This window comes from Methylophaga sp. UBA678 (assembly GCF_002299105.1).
Taxonomy (GTDB): domain Bacteria; phylum Pseudomonadota; class Gammaproteobacteria; order Nitrosococcales; family Methylophagaceae; genus Methylophaga; species Methylophaga marina.
On the sequence record NZ_DBNG01000027.1, the window covers coordinates 18,899 to 40,918 of the forward strand.

Annotated in this window: 20 protein-coding genes; 7 read left to right on the plus strand and 13 right to left on the minus strand. The window is 43.4% G+C overall.

The window, feature by feature from the left end; genetic code table 11:
• The 5 genes from B3014_RS13045 (at position 1) to B3014_RS13065 (ending at position 7,175) form a co-directional block, all read left to right on the plus strand.
• A complete protein-coding gene (locus tag B3014_RS13045) occupies positions 1–1,629 on the plus strand; it encodes a GspE/PulE family protein (RefSeq protein ID WP_289244922.1) in 1,629 nt (542 codons plus the stop codon).
• An 18-nt stretch (positions 1,630–1,647) separates the two neighbouring features.
• A complete protein-coding gene (locus B3014_RS13050) occupies positions 1,648–2,868 on the plus strand; it encodes a type II secretion system F family protein (RefSeq protein ID WP_289244923.1) in 1,221 nt (406 codons plus the stop codon).
• A gap of 4 nt (positions 2,869–2,872) precedes the next feature.
• Positions 2,873–3,343 carry a hypothetical protein gene (locus tag B3014_RS13055; RefSeq protein WP_289244924.1) on the plus strand — a complete coding sequence of 157 codons (471 nt, stop codon included), beginning with the start codon at positions 2,873–2,875 and terminating at the stop codon, positions 3,341–3,343.
• Positions 3,343–5,436: a type II secretion system protein GspD gene (locus B3014_RS13060; RefSeq protein ID WP_289244925.1), complete on the plus strand. Its 2,094-nt coding sequence runs from the start codon at positions 3,343–3,345 to the stop codon at positions 5,434–5,436. The genes B3014_RS13055 and B3014_RS13060 overlap by 1 nt, the downstream gene beginning before the upstream one ends.
• A gap of 110 nt (positions 5,437–5,546) precedes the next feature.
• Positions 5,547–7,175 carry a PglL family O-oligosaccharyltransferase gene (locus B3014_RS13065; RefSeq protein ID WP_289287006.1) on the plus strand — a complete coding sequence of 543 codons (1,629 nt, stop codon included), beginning with the start codon at positions 5,547–5,549 and terminating at the stop codon, positions 7,173–7,175.
• Here the strand turns inward: B3014_RS13065 and B3014_RS13070 are convergent.
• From B3014_RS13070 to B3014_RS13100, 7 genes are read right to left on the minus strand one after another with little or no spacing between them, the layout of a single operon-like run.
• Positions 7,161–7,490, minus strand: coding sequence for an SUF system Fe-S cluster assembly protein (locus tag B3014_RS13070; protein WP_289244927.1), 330 nt, complete (start codon positions 7,488–7,490; stop codon positions 7,161–7,163). The genes B3014_RS13065 and B3014_RS13070 overlap by 15 nt on opposite strands.
• Positions 7,491–7,502: 12 nt before the next feature.
• Positions 7,503–7,949 carry a Fe-S cluster assembly sulfur transfer protein SufU gene (sufU, locus tag B3014_RS13075; protein WP_289244928.1) on the minus strand — a complete coding sequence of 149 codons (447 nt, stop codon included), beginning with the start codon at positions 7,947–7,949 and terminating at the stop codon, positions 7,503–7,505.
• Positions 7,949–9,208, minus strand: a complete 1,260-nt coding sequence (locus B3014_RS13080; RefSeq protein ID WP_286305015.1) for a cysteine desulfurase — start codon at positions 9,206–9,208, stop codon at positions 7,949–7,951. The genes sufU and B3014_RS13080 overlap by 1 nt, the downstream gene beginning before the upstream one ends.
• A gap of 3 nt (positions 9,209–9,211) precedes the next feature.
• A complete protein-coding gene (sufD, locus tag B3014_RS13085) occupies positions 9,212–10,516 on the minus strand; it encodes a Fe-S cluster assembly protein SufD (protein WP_289244929.1) in 1,305 nt (434 codons plus the stop codon).
• Entirely contained in the window at positions 10,513–11,274 is a 762-nt protein-coding gene (gene sufC / locus B3014_RS13090) for a Fe-S cluster assembly ATPase SufC (RefSeq protein ID WP_286305017.1), read from the minus strand. Before sufC ends, sufD begins: the two co-directional genes overlap by 4 nt.
• A gap of 50 nt (positions 11,275–11,324) precedes the next feature.
• Positions 11,325–12,773 (minus strand): Fe-S cluster assembly protein SufB, encoded by a 1,449-nt coding sequence (sufB, locus tag B3014_RS13095; protein WP_286305018.1) that lies wholly within the window; start codon positions 12,771–12,773, stop codon positions 11,325–11,327.
• Entirely contained in the window at positions 12,766–13,257 is a 492-nt protein-coding gene (locus B3014_RS13100) for an SUF system Fe-S cluster assembly regulator (RefSeq protein WP_289244930.1), read from the minus strand. Before B3014_RS13100 ends, sufB begins: the two co-directional genes overlap by 8 nt.
• 182 nt (positions 13,258–13,439) lie before the next feature.
• Between B3014_RS13100 and B3014_RS13105 the strand changes: the two genes are divergently transcribed.
• Entirely contained in the window at positions 13,440–14,120 is a 681-nt protein-coding gene (locus tag B3014_RS13105; protein WP_289244931.1) for an FKBP-type peptidyl-prolyl cis-trans isomerase, read from the plus strand.
• Between the two features lie 43 nt (positions 14,121–14,163).
• Here the strand turns inward: B3014_RS13105 and ampD are convergent, their stop codons facing one another.
• A complete protein-coding gene (ampD, locus tag B3014_RS13110; RefSeq protein ID WP_289244932.1) occupies positions 14,164–14,721 on the minus strand; it encodes a 1,6-anhydro-N-acetylmuramyl-L-alanine amidase AmpD in 558 nt (185 codons plus the stop codon).
• A gap of 85 nt (positions 14,722–14,806) precedes the next feature.
• Between ampD and nadC the strand changes: the two genes are divergently transcribed.
• A complete protein-coding gene (gene nadC, locus B3014_RS13115; protein WP_289244933.1) occupies positions 14,807–15,649 on the plus strand; it encodes a carboxylating nicotinate-nucleotide diphosphorylase in 843 nt (280 codons plus the stop codon).
• A gap of 56 nt (positions 15,650–15,705) precedes the next feature.
• Here nadC and B3014_RS13120 read toward each other — a convergent pair whose 3' ends face one another.
• The 5 genes from B3014_RS13120 to truD all read right to left on the minus strand — a co-directional run bounded on the left by B3014_RS13120 (position 15,706) and on the right by truD (position 22,018).
• Positions 15,706–16,206, minus strand: a complete 501-nt coding sequence (locus tag B3014_RS13120) for a PepSY domain-containing protein (RefSeq protein WP_289244934.1) — start codon at positions 16,204–16,206, stop codon at positions 15,706–15,708.
• 54 nt (positions 16,207–16,260) lie between these two features.
• Positions 16,261–18,594 carry a TonB-dependent receptor gene (locus B3014_RS13125; RefSeq protein WP_289244935.1) on the minus strand — a complete coding sequence of 778 codons (2,334 nt, stop codon included), beginning with the start codon at positions 18,592–18,594 and terminating at the stop codon, positions 16,261–16,263.
• Between the two features lie 162 nt (positions 18,595–18,756).
• On the minus strand, positions 18,757–20,142 hold the full coding sequence (cysG, locus tag B3014_RS13130) for a siroheme synthase CysG (RefSeq protein WP_289244936.1): 1,386 nt from the start codon (positions 20,140–20,142) through the stop codon (positions 18,757–18,759).
• A 3-nt stretch (positions 20,143–20,145) separates the two neighbouring features.
• Positions 20,146–20,925, minus strand: a complete 780-nt coding sequence (locus B3014_RS13135) for a DUF1223 domain-containing protein (protein WP_289244937.1) — start codon at positions 20,923–20,925, stop codon at positions 20,146–20,148.
• A 13-nt stretch (positions 20,926–20,938) separates the two neighbouring features.
• Positions 20,939–22,018: a tRNA pseudouridine(13) synthase TruD gene (gene truD / locus B3014_RS13140; protein WP_289244938.1), complete on the minus strand. Its 1,080-nt coding sequence runs from the start codon at positions 22,016–22,018 to the stop codon at positions 20,939–20,941.
• Positions 22,019–22,020 lie beyond the last annotated feature (2 nt).

Below are 22,020 nucleotides of genomic sequence, written 5' to 3' on the forward strand. Positions count from 1 at the left end.
ATGGCGATTAGAGATAAAGCATTGATCAGCGCCGCCTTAGAACAAGGCCTGATCACCAGTGAGCAATATGAAACGGCACGCAAGGAAGCACGTCGCTTGCAGCGTGAAGAACTATCGACCTTGTGTTATCAACTGCGTATTCCTCTGAACCGATTTATCCATGCGTTTGCAGCATTAAATGGCTACCCATTTATCCGTCCCGCGCAATGCCTGCTAGACGAAAAACGTTTACAACGCCTGTCACCGACATTGTGCAGACAACTGCGTATTTTGCCTATCCACACCACTAACGATGACAAATCAGTACTCTCTGTTGTCACCGATAGTCCAGATAATCCGGTTTTAAAAAATCAGTTAGGCCGGATAGTCAAAGCAGACTATCAGCTGTGTGTCACTGATAAAGCCACCATGGATTATCAGCTGCAGCAGTTGTCGCATTCCCAGAACTTGTTGAGTTTTGATGCTGTGTCAGAAGTATCAGAACTACTGAATGAAGCCTATCTCAATCGTGCTTCAGATATTCATATCGAAGCGCTTGAAAACTATTATTTGGTTAGACTTCGTATTGATGGCAGTTTACAAGAATATGGCCGCCGCTATTTACCTGAAGAAGGTGTGTCACTGATTAGCCGTATCAAGGTCATGTCTAATCTCGATATCGCTGAAAATAGAATGCCACAGGATGGCGGCGCTAATCACCGAACGCCTATGGGCAATGATTTTGATCTTCGTATTGCGACCGCCCCAACTAAGTTTGGCGAACGTGTCACGATTCGATTACTCGGCACCGATAATCAATTATTTACCTTGCAACAGCTTGGCATGTCAGACCATGCCTTAGAACAGTTCAGCGAGATTATCCAACAACCGCACGGCATTATTTTAATTACTGGTCCAACCGGTAGCGGTAAGTCCACCACATTGTATGCCGCCCTTTCCCAACTTCAACGTGAGGAAATCAACATTCTCACCGCAGAAGATCCGGTAGAGATGGTGATTGATGGTATTTCACAAGTACAGATGAATGCCAAGGTGAACTTCGCCTCTGCCCTGCGTAGTTTTCTTCGTCATGATCCTGATGTGATTATGGTCGGTGAGATTCGCGATACCGAAACCGGTGAAGTGGCTCTTAAAGCGGCAACAACGGGCCATCTAGTGTTATCCACCTTGCACACCAACTCCGCGATATCGAGTGTGACTCGCCTGAAAGATATTGGTCTGGAACCCTTTCTGATTGGTTCAAGCTTACTCGGCGTCATCGCTCAACGTCTGGCGCGTCGCTTGTGTCAGCATTGTAAAAAACCGGGCATGGCTGATGAGGATCAATTAAAAGCGCTCAGTCTGCCTGAAGACAGTGAGGTCGAATTATGGTCTCCAGTGGGCTGCCCGATATGTGGTGGCAGTGGATATCAAGGTCGTATTGCCCTGTTTGAGACATTCTGGGTTGATGATGAGGTCGAAGCATTAATTACAGAAAATGTAGACGAACTCACTTTACGTAAACGTGCGAAGCACTTCACTAGCCTTGCCGAAGATGGCAAAGAAAAAGTATTAGCTGGCTTAACCACCTTTGATGAAATGCGTCGTCTAGGTTTACTCGCCCTCTTTTCTGAAGAGGATGCGGCATGAGAATGGGAGTAACGGCTCATGCGCTATGAATATCATGGTCTAACCAGTGCGGGTGATACCAAACGGGGCTTCATTCAAGCCGCTGATCAAAACGCTGTCGTCACTAAGTTGCAGAAAAAAGGCATCTTCGCCACACAAATTCGGGTGGCTGAAGATGGCAGCCAAGCTCTCTCTATTCAAGGTCTGAATCAAGCTTGGGATCAGGTGCTCACCTACCTTCCGGTGAAAACGTCTCAAAAAGTCTTTTTCTTTAGACAAATGGCATTGATGTTTCGGTCAGGCCTGTCTGTCACTGAAGCGTTAACTATTCTCAGCCATATCCAACGAGGCAAGTTACGTCAGATAGTGAATGCCCTTAATGACGATATCAGCTCTGGTAAGTCATTTTCTCAGGCACTGGAACGATTTGAATCTATTTTTGGGCCGATGGCTTTGCATATGATTCGAAGTGCTGAAAACAGCGGTGAACTAGAACCAGCCTTACTGCGTATTGCAGATTTTATGGAACGCAAACATGAAATTAAAACACAGTTAATATCTACCATGACCTACCCGATTGTAGTCTTGTTGATGACTATCGGTGTGTTCATTTTCATGATGATGACGGTTATTCCAAAGTTTGCTGGTTTTTTTGAACGCAGCGGCAGAACCCCGCCTCCAGAAATGCTTCAGTTGATGGGCATTGCCAACTTCCTCACCACACAATGGTATGTGTTACTCGTTGTTTTTATTGTGGTTATTGGTGGCATTATTTATACCTACTCCACTCGTGAAGGCCGTCTTTACATTGATATCTTTCTGTTAAAAATTCCGCTTGTCGGCTCGATGATATCGGCCAGTGCCATGTCTCAGATCACCTGGGGCTTATCCACCCTATTACAAAGTGGTGTTTCGGTAGTGAAGTCATTGGAAATCATCGGTGACCTTATCCGTAACACAGCCATATCGGGAAATATCATCGCTGCATCAGAAAGCATTTTGCGTGGTGATGATATGGGGAAAAGTTTTCATAAGCCCTATATCGAAGAACTTATTCAACAAATGGTGCTGGTGGGTGAACGAAGTGGCAGCATGATTCCCATCATGCGAGATGCTGGTCAGTTTTACGAAGAAAAGATTCGCAACATCACTAAAGCGATTGCGGCGGCAACTGAACCTGCAGCTATTCTCCTAATTGGCGGGATTGTTGGCTATGTCTATTACGCCTTTTTCAAATCTATGTTCTCCATGTCTGGATAAACAAATGAAAAGTTGCTGTTTTTTTAGCTTGTTATTAGTCACTCAGATTGCTTTGGCAAACCCAAATGCCAGAGTTGCGATATCTGACTGGCAAAGTTTAACCGCGGTCGACACACAGGCTAGCATCTCACGCCCGTTATTAAGAGATCCGTTTAGCGATCCACAGACAAGTTATAGCGAACATGGCTCAGCCTTTCAGCAAAACAATGGCGCGTTTGGTTCTGGTTTTCAACGTGGCCGAGGTGAATTCACCGTCCCCGAATTAATCTTCAAAGGCTACATCGAGAGTGATGATGGTGATAAGCCAATGGCCTTGATTCAGATTGGTAAAGATAAAGTGCATATGGTCAAAGAGGGCGATGAAATCAATATCGATCCCTCTCAGCCACGCAATGCTATTCGTATCACAAATATTAGCCGACTCAGCATCACTGTTGAGACAGGCATATTAGGCACAGTAAGAGTACTTAGATAATGATTAGGCTTAGATTTTGGGCACGACTAACAACGGCCATTTTATTTTATTTTCTGAACATCTGTAGCGGACATGCGGCAGCCAAAATCAGTGAGATCGAATACAGCGATACACGATTGATTGATGTTATTCGGACCCTTTCAGAACTCAGTGATAGCAATATAATTGCGACACCTGAGGCTACTGAAAAACGGGTCACAATCCATCTCAAAAATACAACGGTTCTTGATGCGGTCAAGTCAATATGCCGTATCAGTGATCTGTGGTATCGCTATGATGACGATACCAATACGTATCGGATTATGACGCGAGAAGAATATAGCCAGGATCTCATCGTCAGAGAAAGTGACCATATTGAAGTTTTTACCTTACTTAATGCCAACGTTCAAATCGTCGCAGAGGCCATTGAAGATTTGTATGGCCAACGGGTTTTACTCTCCTTGGGACGTGAACCAGGTGAACGCACGATCAGTGGAGGTAGCAGCCGTAGCAGTCGCAGCAGCGGTGGAAATAGTGTTAGAAACAGTCGAAGCCTGAGTGGTAGCGGCGGTCGGAATAATAACCTGATTGCTGCTGGTAGTCAGATTGGTCAGACAGACTTAACCGTCGATCAACTCGCCCGATTGACTCAGCCGAATGCACAAGGCGTCATGTCAAATGTTTTGGATAACGAAACACTTCAACAGGTGACTGTTCAAGCTCAGCCTATCTATGTGACGGTCAATAATGAGCACAATATGATCATCGTCCGAACTGATGACAAGCGAGTAATTCAGTCCATCACCAGTCTGGTGAAACGTATGGATATCCCTGTGCCACAGGTCATGTTAGAGATGAAAATTCTCAACGTCCTGTTGGGTGAAGACTTTAACTCTATTTTCAATTTTGAATTACAACCTTCTGGCAGTAATCAATCTCAACAACCTGTGTTATTTGGTAATAATGCACTGCCAAACACGGGCACCTTTGTATACGAGTTTTTGAACAGTCGTCTGCGAGCCAATATTGAATTTTTGGAACGTAATAACCGCTTAAAGGTACTGTCCAATCCGATGGTGGTCGCCTCCAATCATCGTGAGGCAGAGCTCTTTATTGGCCAGGAAGCCGTATTAACAAGAGGGTTCACCTTTCAGTCAGCTACCATTGCTAATGGCATTGTGGTTTCTCCAGCTTATGTCGAAACAGAGACGGAGTTGGAAGAAATCGGCATTACCTTAAGAATTACTCCTCGCATCAATTCGGATAAAACCGTTGAGTTGGAGATTGAGCAAGAAAGTTCATCTATTGTGAATGGAGGTGGGTCGATTCCTATTGTTGATGATAGCGGTAATGCCCTTGAACTCCCCATCGATACCATTGATACATCACGCCTGACAGGCACGGTCATGGCCAAAGACAACTTAACCGTAGCCATCGGCGGGCTTATTCGCACTTCAAAAAATAACCAACAACGGCAAGTGCCTGTGCTGGGTGAAATTCCAGTTCTCGGTCGACTGTTCCGAAGCACAACTGAAAGTGAGGAAGAAAGTGAAACCGTTCTACTCATCACGCCTCGCATAATCAATACACCAGAACAAAGTGAAAATATTCGTCAGACCGAAAATGCGTTCTATAAAGGTTACAACCGTGAATTCCCTGAGCCCCCTCCACTACCAAATCAATTCATCGGTGATGGTCTGCTTATAGATACCCGTCACATTAGTCCTGAACCATCACAAACCCAATTGTTTCAAGAAATGCAAGCTTACGCATCTAAAACCATAGCTTTGCCTATGATTGAGCGTGTTGAAAATAATCTATACGAGCCAATCAGTATTATTAGCATAGCGGCAGGACTTTTTAATGACCCTGCCATTAAAACTGTTCCAAAAGCTAGCTGGAAACGCGGCAACTATTACATAACTGTTATAAGTCTTTTTAACCGATCCAATAAAGTCGTGGAATTAAATGGGCAGACGGTAAATGGGCAGTGGTTAAAATCTTGGATCGACACTGATGCACTAAGTCCTGCATCTCAGAAAGGTTCGTCCACATATTTGTATTTGCTATCCGAAAAACCATTCAATGAAATGCTGCCCCCTCTTCTGAATTAATAACTATGACTTCTATAAGAGCAAACCATAAAACAAGTTCATTTTTCATATTATTCGTTCTATTGCTTATGAGCTCACTCTACTTTCATGCGAATATTGGTGGCAGTGGTATGCGAATCCCAAACAATATTCTGGTGTGGTTATTCGGTAGTCTGATTGGCTTTTATGGTTTATATCGATTTAGTCGATCTGAGCACATTATTTTGCCCCGCTTTACATGGCTGTTATTGGCATTCCCTGTAATGGCGCTATTCTCTGGTGTGGCCGCAGGCGTAGTTAACTCGACAGAGTGGTTTCTGAGGTTATTTTATATCTGGGGTGGCGTGTTATTTTTCTTTTCACTATTCCAGTTTAATTTCACACCTAAAAAAATCGATCAGATACTTTTGTGGATCATTATTGCTAGTGTATTGCATGCCATTATTGGCATTGCTCAGATACTGTATGTGAATGACTTACCGGGCTGGCTTCCGGTGAATCAACAGGGTGAACCCACCGGTACTTTTCAGCAGATAAATAACCACGCGAGCTTTCAGGTCACCAGTCTGATGCTGGTATTTTGGCTACTGACCCGTCCAATTACCAAATCTACACACTGGTCAATGATGACCTTATTATTCATCGCCATTTTCAGTTCTACCTTTGTTGTTAGCTTCAGTGGATCGAGAGTCGCTATTTTAGGTTTTTTACTGGCATTCCCTCTTTTTGTGCTAAGTCGTTGGAAATATATCCAGACCAATAAAAAACGTTGGGGATCAGTGATTTTAGTTATGAGTCTGGCTATCATTGCTACGCATCAAATTGACACAGATAAAGGGCTAAGCTCAATAGGCGAAAAAACCGCTGCCATAAACGCTGGTTATTCGGGTGATGCGAGGTTAGGTATTTATACAATCAGTTTTGACCTGGTCAAAGAGAGCCCAATTTATGGTCATGGAATCGGCAGTTTTGCTCGTGTATGGCAATCAGCAAAACCTGATTTTTATGAGCATCATCCTGATGCCACACTACCCTCACAACGTGTTTCACATCCACATAATGAAATCATCTACTGGCTGGTAGAAGGCGGACTGTTAGCTGGTATCGGGTTGATACTTTTTGGTGTGGCATTATTAAAAATGCTGTGGTATTTACCCATGAGTCGACGTTACGCATATGCCGCTTTGTTATTGCCTATCATACTTCACACACAGGTTGAATTACCTTTTTATATTTCCTCCCTGCATTGGTTCATCATGCTTGTCTTATTGTTTGTGGTGTTTTATCCATCACGTGTGAAATATGAAAAACAGTTATCAATAGCCGCGAATACCAGCCTCAAAGGCTTGTCAGGGATTGGTGGGGTTGTAGCAGTCGCATTCTTTACTCACAGTATGCTGGCTAACTTGGAATTTCGTGATTATTTATTAAAGCGTTCTGATCCTGAACAGGTGTTCGATATGGCTATGGATAATCCGTATTTCCGAGACTTAGCGACACAAGTGACGATGTCGTTACTTTATGAACAAAGCCGACAGATCGGTATTCGCGACAATATTGAGATTTTCGCTGACTGGGTAGAAAATGAACTAAATCGAAACCCACACATTAACCTGTTTAGGTTAGCCATTCGATCGCGTCTTGATTTGAAAGATGAAAAAAAAGCTTGTGCTCTTAATGAGAGAGCACAAGCCATTTATCCTAGAGATAAGGGATTTAATACCATCAAAGATGAGTGTAGCGCGTTAGAACATGCCTAACTGTAACTGTGCCGCTTCCGTCATCATATCTTTCGTCCATTGTGGTTCCCAGACTAGTTCGACATGCGCTTTTTTGACACCCGGAACAGACATGACGCGAGATTCAACATCCCCTGGAAATGTTTGAGCAACTGGACAACCTGGTGCTGTTAACGTCATATCGATACTCACATTACCTGAAGTACTTATCTGAATATCGTAAATTAGGCCCAGTTCGTAAATATTGATGGGGATTTCCGGATCATAGATAGTTTTTAATACCTCTATGACGTCTTCTTTTAACTGTTCCGAGCTGATTTGATATTGATCGTTCATAAACCTGCCCTTTTATTCTGTTGAAACTGAAATATCATGATCATTGTCTACGGCAGCGTGAACGGTATGCCATGACAATGTTGCACATTTAACGCGTGCAGGAAACTCTTTAACGCCAGCCAGTACTTGGAGTTTGCCGCTGAGTTCAGCAGTATCATCTTCTCCTGTTAATGCTTTGTGCACGTTGTCATACAATACTTCTGCTTCAGCTAACGTTTTACCTTTCAGGCTCTCCGTCATCAGTGAAGCAGAGGCAACAGAGATAGCACAACCACTGCCCTGGAAGCTGACATCATCAATCACGTCGCCATTCATTTTCACGTAAACAACCAAGGCATCACCACATAATGGGTTATTACCATGTGCCATGTGATTCGCGTCTGCAATTTCTCTGAAATTACGAGGCTTTTTTTTGTGATCCATGATCACTTGTTGATAAAGATCGCGTAAATCACTCATCAGGCAAATAACTCCTGTGTGGTATGGATAGCTTTAACCAGTGCATCAACTTCTTGCTCTGTATTGTAAAAAGCAAATGAAGCACGAGCAGTTGCTGCAATACCGTAATACTGCATAACAGGCTGAGCACAGTGATGACCTGCACGGATTGCCACCCCTTCCTGATCAAAAATAGTACCGACATCATGAGGATGAACATCTTCAATCATAAAGGACAAAACACTGGCTTTGTGTTCTGCGGTACCGATTATGCGGATACCTTCGATGGCTGATAATTTATCGGTCGCTAATTCAAGCAGAGCATGTTCATAAGCGGCGAGTTTATCCACCCCTATTGACTGCATATAATCAATTGCTGCACCTAACCCCACAGCACCAGCAATGTGAGGTGTACCCGCTTCGAATTTATAAGGCAATGAATTATATTCTGTGTGCTCAAAACTGACCGACAGAATCATATCGCCACCACCCTGCCATGGTGGCATAGCTTCTAATAGAGCCTGTTTTCCATAGAGTGCACCAATACCTGTCGGTGCATACATTTTATGGCCTGAGAACACATAAAAATCACAATCCAGTTCCTGCACGTCCACCTGCATATGTGGCACGGCTTGGGCGCCGTCAATTAATACAGGAATACCTTTGGCTTTCGCTTTTTGTGTCATTTGCTTAACGGGATTCACCGTACCCAGCGCATTAGACACCTGACCTACCGCCATGATTTTTGTTTTATTCGTCAACAAGGCATCAAACTCTGATAAATCCAACTCACCAGACTCTGTCATGGGGATGACTTTTAGCTTAGCACCAGTTTGTTCACACACCATTTGCCAGGGCACGATATTAGCGTGATGCTCCAAATAGCTGATGAGAATTTCATCACCTGCTTGCAATTGTGGTCTGACAAAACTTTGAGCCACTAAATTGATCGCTTCTGTAGCACCTCTGACAAAGATAATTTCTTTATCTGATGACGCGTTCAAAAAGCCCCTAACTTTACTTCTAGCGCCTTCATAGGCATCTGTCGCACGTTGGCTCAATCGATGAACGCCACGATGGACATTGGCATTATCAAGACGGTAATACTGATCAACGGCTTCAATAACCTGTACGGGTTTTTGACTACTGGCCGCATTATCTAAATAAACAAGAGAATGACCATTGACCTGTTGATTTAGAATAGGAAAATCACGGCGAATAGCTGCAATATCGAAATCAGTCAGCATCGACTCAGCCAGATTGTATGTTGATTGTGTCATGAACTACACACCTCGCGGTAATCGGGTTTCAATGACATTGGATAAAGCTTGGCGAATGGGCAAATCAGCAATTCGCTGGAGCACTTCTACGGCAAACGCATAAGTGAGTAGACTTCTCGCACTCGTTTCATCAAGCCCACGTGAACGTAGGAAAAAGATTTGCTGTTCATCTAACTGTCCCACCGTACTACCATGGCCACACTTCACATCATCAGCGTATATTTCCATTTCTGGCTTGGTATCGATTTCACAGGTACGTGACAGTAATAAGTTACGGTTGCTTTGATTGGCATCTGTTTTTTGTGCATCTTTATGCACAATAACCTTACCGTTAAATACCGCATGGCTGTCGCCATCCAGCACACCTTTATAAATTTCTTCACTGGTGGTGTTCGGTACCGCGTGATCGATACGCGTGTGGTTATCGACATGTTGTTTACCGGTAACCAGATACATACCATCCATAGTCACATGTGCCTGTTCTCCTAAGAGCTGACTATGAATGTCATTTCTGGCCAGTTTGGCACCGAGTGAAATGTTGTTGGTATGCCAGCTACTCGTGCTCGCTTGCTTACCCGCCAAGGTGGCAATGTGATAATGAGATAAAGATTCATGCTGCAATTTGAAATGATTCAAACGCGCATTCTCTGCCAGATTCACTTCTGAGATGACATCTGTCAGTCCGACAGACTCATCATTCAGACTGGCATAATGCTCAACGATCGTTAAGTCTGCATCTTTAGCCAAATCAATAACATGACGAAGGTGTGTGGCCAACTTTTCAGTTTCACCTGTGTTAATCAGTAACAGTTCAATGGGTTTAGTGATGTTACTGCCAGCTTTAACTTGAATATAAGCGCCTTCATTCATCAGCATCGTATTCAGTGCATTCAAACCTGGCTTTTCAATATCAATCTGCTGGTTCAGTACGGCTTCTGACATTGATAGGGCTTGTGACAGAGGAAGTAGCGTTAAGCCTGCCTCAAGGTCATCAATACGAGATAACTCGGCATTGAATTGACCATCAACAATGACCAATCTATATGCTGATTCCAGCAAGGCAACTTCTGAGCATCGCGTTTCGTTTAACTGAGAGGCTTGAGCTTCGTGAGTAAACGTCTCTTGTGACAGGGCCCATAAAGAAGTGTACTTCCAGTCTTCAACCTTTTTAGAAGGTAAACCATGGCGTTGAAACTGAGCACGCGCCTGTTCACGCAGCGTCTTTAACCAATCGAGCTGTTGACCCGGTATTGTGTTATCGACTGCGATATCGCTAAATGGCGTGGTGATATCAGTTAACTGTTTCATGCAGTCTCACCTTCCGGTGCGTCGTGAATCCAGCTATAACCTGATTTCTCCAGTTCTTTTGCCAATTCTTTATCGCCTGATTTGACGATACGGCCTTCAGATAAGACATGTACAAAATCTGGAACGATATGATCCAATAAACGCTGATAGTGAGTAATCATCACGATAGAGCGATCTTCAGCACGGAGTGCATTCACGCCTTCTGACACAATGCGTAAGGCATCGATATCCAGTCCTGAGTCCGTTTCATCAAGAATCGCTAAAGCAGGTTCAAGTATGGCCATCTGGAGAATTTCATTACGCTTTTTCTCACCGCCAGAAAAACCTTCGTTGACATTACGATGAAGAAATTCTTCATTCATTTTGACCAGTTTCATTTTCTCGCGCACCAGTGTCAGAAAATCCATCGCATCGACTTCTTCCAGACCTTGATACTTACGTACTGCGTTCAATGCAGATTTAAGTAAATACACATTGCTGACGCCAGGAATTTCAACCGGATATTGGAACGCCAAAAATACGCCTCGTTGAGCACGCTCTTCAGGTTCAAGTTCTAATAGGTTTTCGCCTTTGTAAATGACTTCACCTTGAGTAATTTCATAGCCATCACGTCCGGCCAAAACATTGGACAGCGTACTTTTACCAGCACCATTAGGCCCCATGATGGCATGGACCTCACCTGGGTTCACTGTCATGTCTATACCGCGAAGAATTTCTTTGCCATCAACGCTGGCGTGTAAATTTTTAATTGTTAACATCTTCACTCTCTAAAATTTCTGAATATTGTTTCGCAGTTCTCTTATGGGTCTTAGCCCACGGAACCTTCTAATGACAAACCAAGTAAGTTTTGTGCTTCTACAGCGAATTCCATCGGTAATTCACGAATCACTTGTTTGCAAAAGCCATTCACAATCATTGACACCGCGTCCTCAGCGTCCAGACCACGCTGTTTACAATAAAACAACTGGTCTTCACTGATTTTTGAGGTAGACGCTTCATGCTCTACTTTTGCTGTCGGATTTTTCACTTCGATGTAAGGGAAAGTGTGGGCACCACAGGTGTCACTCATCAATAAAGAGTCACACTCGGTGTAATTACGCGCATTTTCCGCATTAGGCCCGACTCTTACCAATCCACGATAGGCGTTCTGCGAACGACCGGCAGAAATACCTTTTGAAATAATCGTTGAGCTGGTGTTCTTACCCAGGTGGATCATTTTGGTACCGGTATCGGCTTGCTGCATGTTGTTCGTCACAGCTACAGAATAAAATTCACCGACCGAATTATCCCCTTGTAAAACTACACTTGGATATTTCCAGGTAATAGCGGAACCCGTTTCTACTTGTGTCCAGGAAACTTTCGACGATTCACCACGACAGGCAGCACGCTTAGTGACAAAGTTGTAAATGCCGCCTTTGCCATTTTCATCGCCCGGATACCAGTTTTGAACCGTAGAATATTTGATCTCAGCCCGGTCCATCGCCACCAATTCAACCACCGCGGCATGAAGCTGATTTTCATCACGCATTGGCGCGGTACAGCCTTCCAGATAACTGACATAAGCGTCATCATCGGCAATGATTAATGTACGTTCAAACTGACCCGTATTGGCGGCATTGATACGGAAATAAGTAGATAGCTCCATTGGGCAACGTACGCCTTTAGGAATATAAACAAACGAGCCATCGGTAAAAACGGCTGAGTTCAGTGCCGCATAAAAATTGTCTTTGTGTGGAACCACACTGCCAATATATTTTTTTACCAATTCAGGATGCTCTTGGATAGCTTCTGAAATTGGCATAAATAGAATGCCTTGCTCAGCTAATTTGTCTTTAAACGTGTTTGAAACAGAGACACTATCAAATACTGCGTCGACAGCGACACCTGCCAGACGTGCTCGCTCATCCAGAGGCACACCCAGTTTTTCATAAGTTTTTAATAACTCGGGATCGACTTCATCCAGACTTTTTGGACCGTCTGTTTTTTTCTTGGGCGCTGAGTAATAACTGATGTCTTGATAGTCAATCTCAGGATAATGAACGTGTGCCCATTCCGGCGTATCCATGGTTAACCAATGACGATAGGCTTTCAATCGCCACTCCAGCATCCATTCAGGCTCATTCTTGATAAAAGAGATTTGTCTGATGACATCTTCATTCAAGCCTGGGGGCAGACTATCTACTTCGATGTCAGTAACAAATCCTGCTTTGTATTCTTTCTGCGTAATCGCTTCAAGTTGTTGACTTTGTTCAGTCATGGAACTCACCATCCTGTAAAGTTGTTTTATTCATCCCGTTATAAGATGAATAGAATCTAATCGGGCTGCCCGCGAGAGAAGACTGCGGGGCCAGCATGTCCGATAGTTTTACTTCGTCTAACGCATGGAAAACAGCGTCGTTAATTTTGGTCCAATTGGTTTGCACGGCACAGTGTGTTTCCTGATCACAGTGACTGTCTGTGCTTACGCATTCCGTCAACGCAATTGGCCCTTCTATCGCTGTGATGATTTCTGCAACGGTGATGTCATCGGGGTGACGACTTAGACTGTAGCCCCCCATAACGCCTCTTTCTGACTTTAATAAGCCTGAGTGAGACAATAACTTTAAAACTTTTCTAACCGTTGGCAGTGGTACTTTCACTGCTTCAGCAATAGCATGTGCACTATGTTGAACTTGCAGATTAGACGCAAAGTGACTCATCAGCACGATGCCATAATCTGTTAATTTTCCCATTCGCAACATTGGTGCACCTCCTAATTGGTACTATTATAGTATCAATTAGATTAATAACCAAGTGTTTTTCTCAGTTATTACCTCATTGGGGTCGTGAAAATATTGTAGATTTAGCGTATGGTTATGAACTTTCGTTCACAAACATTGTACTAAAATCGGCACGCACCTTATAAATACATTGAGAGCATTATATGAAATTAAAAACACTCGCTATTTTACCTTTACTATTTGGAGCAAACGTAATGGCTGCTGACAACGCCACAACATTAGACACAGATAAACAAAAAATTAGTTACATCTTTGGTATTCAAGTTGGTCAAAATATGATGCAAGAAGGTGTGGAACTGGATATCGAAGCTTTCAAAGCAGGTGTTGCCGATATGATGGCTGGCCAGCAACCTCAACTTGATCAAGCCACTGCAGAACAAGTTGTTCAAGCTTACCAAGCCCAAAAAGCGCAAGAGCTAGCTAAAGTCATGAATGAGAAACAAGCTCAAGCTAAAGCATTTATGGAAGAGAACGCTAAGAAAGATGACGTTGTCACAACAGATAGCGGTCTACAATACGAAGTCCTGAAAGAAGGTGATGGCGCGACGCCAACAGAAAATGACAAAGTCATTGCTAACTATAAAGGTACATTGATCGATGGTACCGTTTTCGATAGCTCATATGATCGTGGCGAACCTGCTACATTCCCAGTCAATGGTGTTATTCAAGGCTGGCAAGAAGCATTGAAAATGATGAAAGAAGGGTCTAAATGGCGCATCGTTGTTCCAGCTAACCTGGCCTACGGTCCACGTGGTGCAGGAAACTTAATCGGTCCTAATGAAACCTTGATTTTTGAAATTGAGTTGATTGCTATCACAAAATAATTGATGGTTAATTATAAAAAGAGCCGCCTAAAGGCGGCTTTTTTTATGTCTGTCTATCCAACATTTTTGTCAGCTTTTGCCAGTCAAAATAAGGACCAGGATCGGTTTTCCGCCCTGGGGCAATATGCTCGTGTCCTGTTATCTTTTCATGAGTCAGCATGGGGTAGGTCTTGCATAATGTCATTATGACTTCAGCGAGCGCCTCATATTGCAGGTGTTCAAATGGCATCTCATCACACCCTTCCAGTTCAATCCCTATTGTAAAGTCATTGCACCTCTCTCTACCTTGCCATTGGGAGACTCCCGCATGCCAAGCTCGCGCATGAAAAGGCACAAACTGGACAATATCCCCTGTCCTTCTAATCAGGAGATGGGATGAGACTTTTAAACCTTCTAGCTGCTGAAAATATGGGTGAGCCGAACAATCAAGCTTGTTAAGAAAAAGATCATCAATAAACGTGTCGCCAAACTCACCAGGCGGGAGGCTAATGTTGTGTATGACGATACCTGAAATATCGTTCTTATCCGGTCGCTCGTCATAATTTGGCGATAGTGTCATTATTGCGTTCTCAAGCAGCCCTGATTCTCTATTTATTTTCACTGATGTCACTCGTGGTATGGATACGATATTGGATTAATCTGGCAACACACGTTACCCTATTCTATTTAGCCTTTACCATATCGATATGACAATAGAAAATCCATTGCCCGCTGCATTTATCGCCTCTCAAGTTAAACTATCTTTACTTGAAGATATCGGACAAGAGGATTTAACGGCAAATCTTATTCCTGCTGACGCAGTTGCTACTGCGACATTAATCACTCGGGAAGATGCCACACTTTGCGGGATGCAATGGTTCAACAGTGTGTTTGAACAGCTGGATGCGTCAATTTCAATAAATTGGAAAGCACAGGATGGCGACAGAGTGAAAGCACACTCGGTCTTGTGTGAACTTCATGGACCAGCCAGAAGCCTACTGACTGGTGAACGCACTGCGATGAATTTTCTACAGACTCTATCAGCTACAGCAACGCTATCGTCTGTCTATGCAGACGCTGTTTCTGCTTTGCCCGTAAAAATATTGGATACGCGTAAAACCATTCCGGGGTGGCGTGTCGCTCAAAAATATGCCGTCAAATGTGGCGGCTGCTTTAATCATAGAGTGGGCCTCTATGATGGTATTCTCATCAAAGAAAATCATATTATGGCCGCAGGCTCAATAGAGCGTGCCGTTGATCAGGCAAAAGCTTTATCTGCTAATGTGCCTATTGAAGTCGAAGTAGAAAACTTAGCAGAACTAGAGCAAGCGCTAATGGCTGGTGCCGATATCATTCTATTAGATAACTTCACAATCGATGAATTAAAACAGGCTGTTGCACTGAATAAAGGCCAATCAGAACTCGAGGCTTCTGGTGGCATCACATTGAGTAATATCAGAAGCATCGCTGAAACAGGCGTAGATAGGATATCCGTTGGTGCGTTGACAAAAGATATCAAAGCCGTGGATCTTTCTATGCGTTTTTCTTGAATAAAAAAAACCGCAGTACCATTCAAACTAATGATGACTGCGGTTGAGAGTAAACCTTATTCTAAGCCGACTTGCCAAAGTTCCAGATTTTGTTCAATAACTTTCCCTGAAGCAGCGTCAATCTCAATTTTCATTTCTTTACCATCACGAGTGGCAATATCAAATTCATAGGTGGCTTTTCCGTCTTCTTCTATCTCGTATTCCACTTCCACGATTTCACCCGGATACATTTCCAAAGCAATGTCTCGAGCTTCCGCCTCACTGATTTTGGCGTGGGCTTTAAACTTAGGGTGGTTAGGATGATCAACTTCTTGCTCTACCTCTAACACCTTACCTGTTCTTACTGAGCATTCCACATCCCAGTCAGCCCCATCAATGCCACGAATATCAAACTCGTAAACATCTCTTTCATTTTCGACTTTCCTTTCCACTTTAATAACATGGCCAGGTTTAAGATCCGTCACTACTGATAAACACCGCTCAAAAAATTGAGTTGAATCTTCAGCGAGCAAGGTTCCAGAAAATGAAGACAAAATGAAGAGTACTAAAAATTTCATTCAATAATCCTGTATAAAAAAAAGGGGCTGATTTCAGCCCCTTTTTTCGTTCTGCTACATAGTTAACTTAAAGCCAACCCAACCTGCACGTGGTGCGCTGGTTCCTACAAAGTGAGGATCTTCATAGTCTTCAAGACCCGCTTCTTCTGGCTCACCATATAAACCAAAGGTGTTGTACTCACTGTCGAATAAGTTATCAACTTTCGCGAAGAATTGCAGATGCTCGTTTACTTTATAACGGCTATGCAGATTCACTACACGATAACCAGCGATTTCCTTGTCTACGTTTGCTTCATCACCACGATAGTGTTGGCTAGAATGGTATGACGCAGTCAGACCTGCAGAAAACTGTTGTGTGAACGCATAGTCAAGCCCTACTTTCAAGTTATGAGCAGGTATACTTGGTAGACGATCACCTTTAGAGACGTTATACAAATCCCCATCTCTCGAGTAGGTGAAGTTATCTTCAAACGTCGCACGAACATAACCATAGTTTGCTGACCAGCTTAACTTCTCATATTGACCTGCTAGGCCAAGTTCAATACCTGCACGAGCAGTCTTATCAATATTTCTAAAGTTACCTAAGCCCAAACGACCACTATCATCTTCAGATAGATTTTCATCTTCTGGGAAGAACAACAAGTCATCTTTCAACTCTGTGTAGTAGACATTGGCATACCAATCAAACAATTCTTGTTGACCACGCAGACCTGTTTCAATCGTTCTAGCAACAACATCATCCAATGGAGGATCTGCCAAGAACGCATTAGGATAAGCGCATGGTGACTCTGGCTCAGCACAAGTCAATTCGGTAGCAGTAGGCGCACGATTAGATTCGTTATAACTGACGTATGTTGTCATGTCCTCTGTCAGTTTATAAGTTAAACCAAGTGAGGGATTCAGGCGTTTAAAGGTGTGTGAATTGCCAGACTCATTCAAATCTTGAGCCCCTGCTTTACTTGAGCCTGAGATATCGACTTCAATCCAGTTGTAACGAGCACCTACTGTCAGTGCTAAACGTTCGCTTACTGAATGTGTATTAGTGAAAAAGAGGCTATATGTATTAGTATCGATGTTCCCATCTACTTGTGCATCTAGTAGATTTATACCAGTACCATCTGTACCTCTAGTATCAGTCAAATAAGCGATTTCAGAACTGGCACTGTAATCCACTATTGAACGATCAAAAGCTGCACCAACCGTCAGTTGGTTGTCACGACCAAAAAGCTGCTTGAATGATGTTGTTTGCACACCAAAACCCCAGCTATCTTGCTCAGTTTTACTACGGTTATTTAAACCGAGACCTTCGACTTCATCACCATCTACATCCACATCATAGCGCGGGTCAGCGAAGTCTGCGACGTTAATGGTGCCAGCGCTTGTGCGAATAGCGTCACCATCATCATCAACAAAATCACCACCACCATCAACTTCAAACTCACCACCATCACCATTAAATGAGTTGCGGTCACTTCTACGGTAGTATGTATTAGCTGCTAATAATGTTTCATCGTTAATCCAGTGAGAACCATTCAAAGTGAACATTCGCAATTTGTTTTGCGTATTATCTGGATGGGTAAAAACCGCTTCGCGGTCAGCAGCAACTAATTCGATCGGTGACGCACCGTTACCATTCAAATCACTATCTACGGCAGTAATACCGAAGTCTAATGTGGTGTCTTCATTTGCATAGCTCAGGTTAGTAAAAAACTGCTCTACACGTGAAGGTGAAAAGTCGCGCCATCCGTCTTCTTTGGTAATTGACCCAGTCACAAAGTAAGCAAAATTACCGTCACTACCACCACTTTCGATAGTGCCTGAATCACGGCCAAACGAACCAGTGTAAGCTTCTAAGCTATGACCGGGGTTGGTGAAACCGGTTTTTGTTTTGAGTGATAGTGCACCACCCAGTGTATTCAATCCAAACAGTGGGTTTGAACCTGGAATTAAGTTGGTGCTCGCAATGGCTGACTGAGGAATTAACTCAAAATTGACCGCATCACCAAATGGTTCGTTGACACGAACACCATCTACATAAACAGATAAACCTTGAGAGTTACCCACCAATGGTGAAGCCGTAAAACCACGAAACTGTAAATCGGGTTGGAAAGGATTATTTTGAGCTTGATTTAAACTAACACTGCCGAGCGTTTTATTCATGAAATCAGAAATATCTAATGACTGAACACGTTCAATATCTTCTTCTGTAGCTGTCTGAACATTAGCAGCCATTTGATCCTTTGGTAAGCCTACGCCATGTAGAGGGGTTGTCCCTACGACTTCTATGTCGCTTAATTTCACATCATCGTCAGCGGCAAAGCTCGCACTGGAAAACAGTGCAGAGGTTAGCATGACGCAAATCAGCTTTCTCTTTTGCGGAAATTGCATTACCTATACTCTCCTGAGTTATTTTTATGGTTGTAAAAACTCAATAACAGGAGCATATATAGTGCCAAGTTTGTAAATGGTTTTTTAACAAACACTTACAAATCTTAATAGCAGTGAAACCACGCATAAGCGGCTACAATAAACCAACCAGGGTGGCTGATATCAACCAGGTTTAAACCAAGACAGTTTGTCGTGTAGTTTCGTCACTTCACCGATGATAAGTAAGGTAGGTGCAATGGGTTTTTCACGTTCAGCAAGCATAGGTAGCTCAGCAATGGTGCTTAACCAGACTTTTTGGTTTTCAGTTGTACCTTGTTGAACCAGTGCTGCAGGCATATCGGCAGGCATGCCATGTTGCTGTAGTTGTTGACTCAATTGAGGTAAGCCAGCCAGTCCCATATAGACCACCACTGTTTGTCTTGGTTTTACTAAGACAGGCCAATTTAAATTTAATTCCCCTTCTTTCAATTGGCCAGTCACAAAAATACAACTTTGGGCATAATCGCGATGAGTCAATGGTATACCAGCATAGGAAGCACAGCCTGATGCAGCTGTGATTCCAGGTACCACCTGAAAAGGAATATTATGTTCAGCCAAGGTATCGATTTCTTCTCCACCGCGACCAAATATGAATGGGTCGCCGCCTTTTAAACGTAAAACACGTTTGCCTTGTTGGGCATGTTTGAGTAATAAATTATTGATTTCTTCCTGTCTAACGGCATGCCATGCTCGTTGCTTACCGACATAGACGAGTTCAGCCTCCTTACGAACCAAAGCCAAAATTTCTTTACTAACCAAGCGGTCATAAAAAACAATGTCGGCCTGTTGCATGAGTCTTAGTGCTTTAAACGTCAGTAATTCGGGATCACCAGGACCAGCCCCCACCAAGAATACTTCGCCAGTGTCAATCGTTTTCGCCTCATCAGCCAACTGTTGCTGAAGAATATGCTCAGCCACAGCTTCTCGACCCGCTAAAACATGGTCAGCGACAGGACCAGATAAAACGTTATCCCAAAACTGTCTGCGTTGACGAAGTTCACCAAACTTCTGTTTCACCGCATGACGATATTTCCCCATCAATTCGCCTAGCTTACTGTAGCCTGGTGGAATTAAGGTTTCTAAACGGGCACGCAAATTCCTAGCTAAAACCGGCGATTCACCACCACTGGATACCGCCACAATGATAGGAGAGCGATCTAATACCGAAGCAAAAATAAAGTCGCTATCATTAGGGTTATCAGTGAGGTTGGTTAAGATATTTTTCTTTTGAGCAACGTCATATACAGACTGATTAACCTTTTCGTCATTGGTTGCTGCAATTACCAAGCGTTGGTCACTGATATGAGCTGGAGTGAATACTGATTGAGTCCAACTAACCTCGCCTTGCTGCACAAGCGTATTCAACGCATCCGTCAGCTCAGGTGAGACAATGGTCACTTTGGCCTGAGCTTTTAAAAGTAGCTTCGTTTTTCGAGTGGCAACACTGCCTCCACCCACAACCAGGCAAGTTTGTTGTTTTAAATCTAAAAATATCGGTAAATAATCCATGAATTAATCTTTTAAAGGTAAGGCCAGCCCTTGTAAGACATAACCATTTTCCATATTTTGAACAATAGCCACCAATGACATATCAACTAATTTCCAGTTTTTGTCGATAGGAATCTGTGTTTTTAGCTCGGTTGTGCCATCTGTTTTTACCGGGTATGGCCCGAGCCAGGCTCTGACAAGATATTGATGATTAAACGTTGCACCAGCATTGTCGCCACCACGGATCTCACTGAGGACATTATTTTCAGTCAGCGCCAGATACACTTGACTGTGCTCTCTGTTTTCCTGATCTTGCACAGTCACTGTTGTATCCACTGATAAGCTAGTACCAGCAAGCTGTGCGTGTAATGCGATATCGGCTTCAGGCTCAAAGTCACTTACAAAATCAATGGCTTCAAGGCCATGTGCTCGCCAATCATGTAACACCTCTCCACTGATGAAGAATTCAGGTGTATAGACAGTTTGAAATAGATTTAATCTGGCAAGCTGTTTTTGTCTTTCCGTAAAAATCGGACTAGCAAAACGATCTACCCAGCCTTTTTTTTCATCCAGATAATCGACGTGGAAATTTAATACCACGATATCTTCGTTTGTCACACCTTTATCAGGCAGCTGTTTTACCCACTTTTCAGCTGCCGGACATAAACCGCAGCCTTCGGCTGTGAACAATTCCATCACAACCAGGTGCTTATTGCTTGTTTCAGCTTGCCAGTCTGAGGCAAGCAAAACAGGAGATGTAAATAAGCTAAACAAGGTCAGAAGTCGGCAGGCTTGTTTAAACATAAAGACCTCCATTTTATTTCTGTTGTGACGGGCTAAGTGGCTGGCTAAATCTTTCACTGCCATCTTCAATAATAGCGAGCTCTCTCAACACAGACGTCGCAAAACAACCTGCTGATAGAAAAAATGATACTTGCAGATGTGTATCAAACCATTGCCAGTTAAAGTCTGAAGGCAGTAGGCGTATAGCTCGACGTTCTTGCTTGAGCCCTTGTCGAGATAATGCCTGAAGCCAATCCTGCCAATCTGCCAAAATAGCCGTTTCTAATTGCTGGCAGTCATCCTGACTCAACAGATCGCCTTGCCCGACAAGTGGCCCAGTTGGGTGAATATCAAAACGAGCGAGGCGATCATGCAGTTGCATGTCGTCGTTATCGGATTGAAAACAACTGTGACTGCCATTTAACTGCATCACATCACCTTTTAACCATTGATTCCAGTTACTGTTTTTGACACGTCCACTTACGATTAAGTTGAACAACCACGAACGCGCAGCAGAGAGGTATAGACCTTTTTTGGTACGACTTTTAGGTTTTCTGCCTTGCTGGAACCATTGTTCAACAGCCTGTAAATTATTCATCTGGTGACCAAATCGCTGTTCACCAAAGTAATTGGGTACCCCGTCTTTTTGCACCTGACTAAGCGCCGACTCCAAACTTTGTTTATCACCTTCAACAACGGTCAAGTTCAGGGTGAACCGATTACCAGATAACACACCACGTTTTAATTTCTTATTATGGCGTGTGATTTGATTGATGGTTATGAAGTCAGACTCAAAGGCTGACCAATCTGGTTCAGTGACACCTTCAGTATTAACACTAAACCATTGCGTCGTGACAGCGTGTCGGTCTTTTAAACCCGCATAGCCAATCGCTACCTCTTCAACACCAGCAAACTGAGCTAACTGTTTGGCTAACCAATCAGTATTCGTATCGGTTTTGGTAATTTGTAACATCACATGAGGCCCTTGACCAGCCGGTTCAAAAGGCAATTGCTCTTCGACTCGAAAATCTTCAGGCGTCTGACGAATAAGGCAACGATGGTTTAACGCTGCTGTATTGACTCTGGCTAAGGCGGCAAAATCAAATGATGACAAGG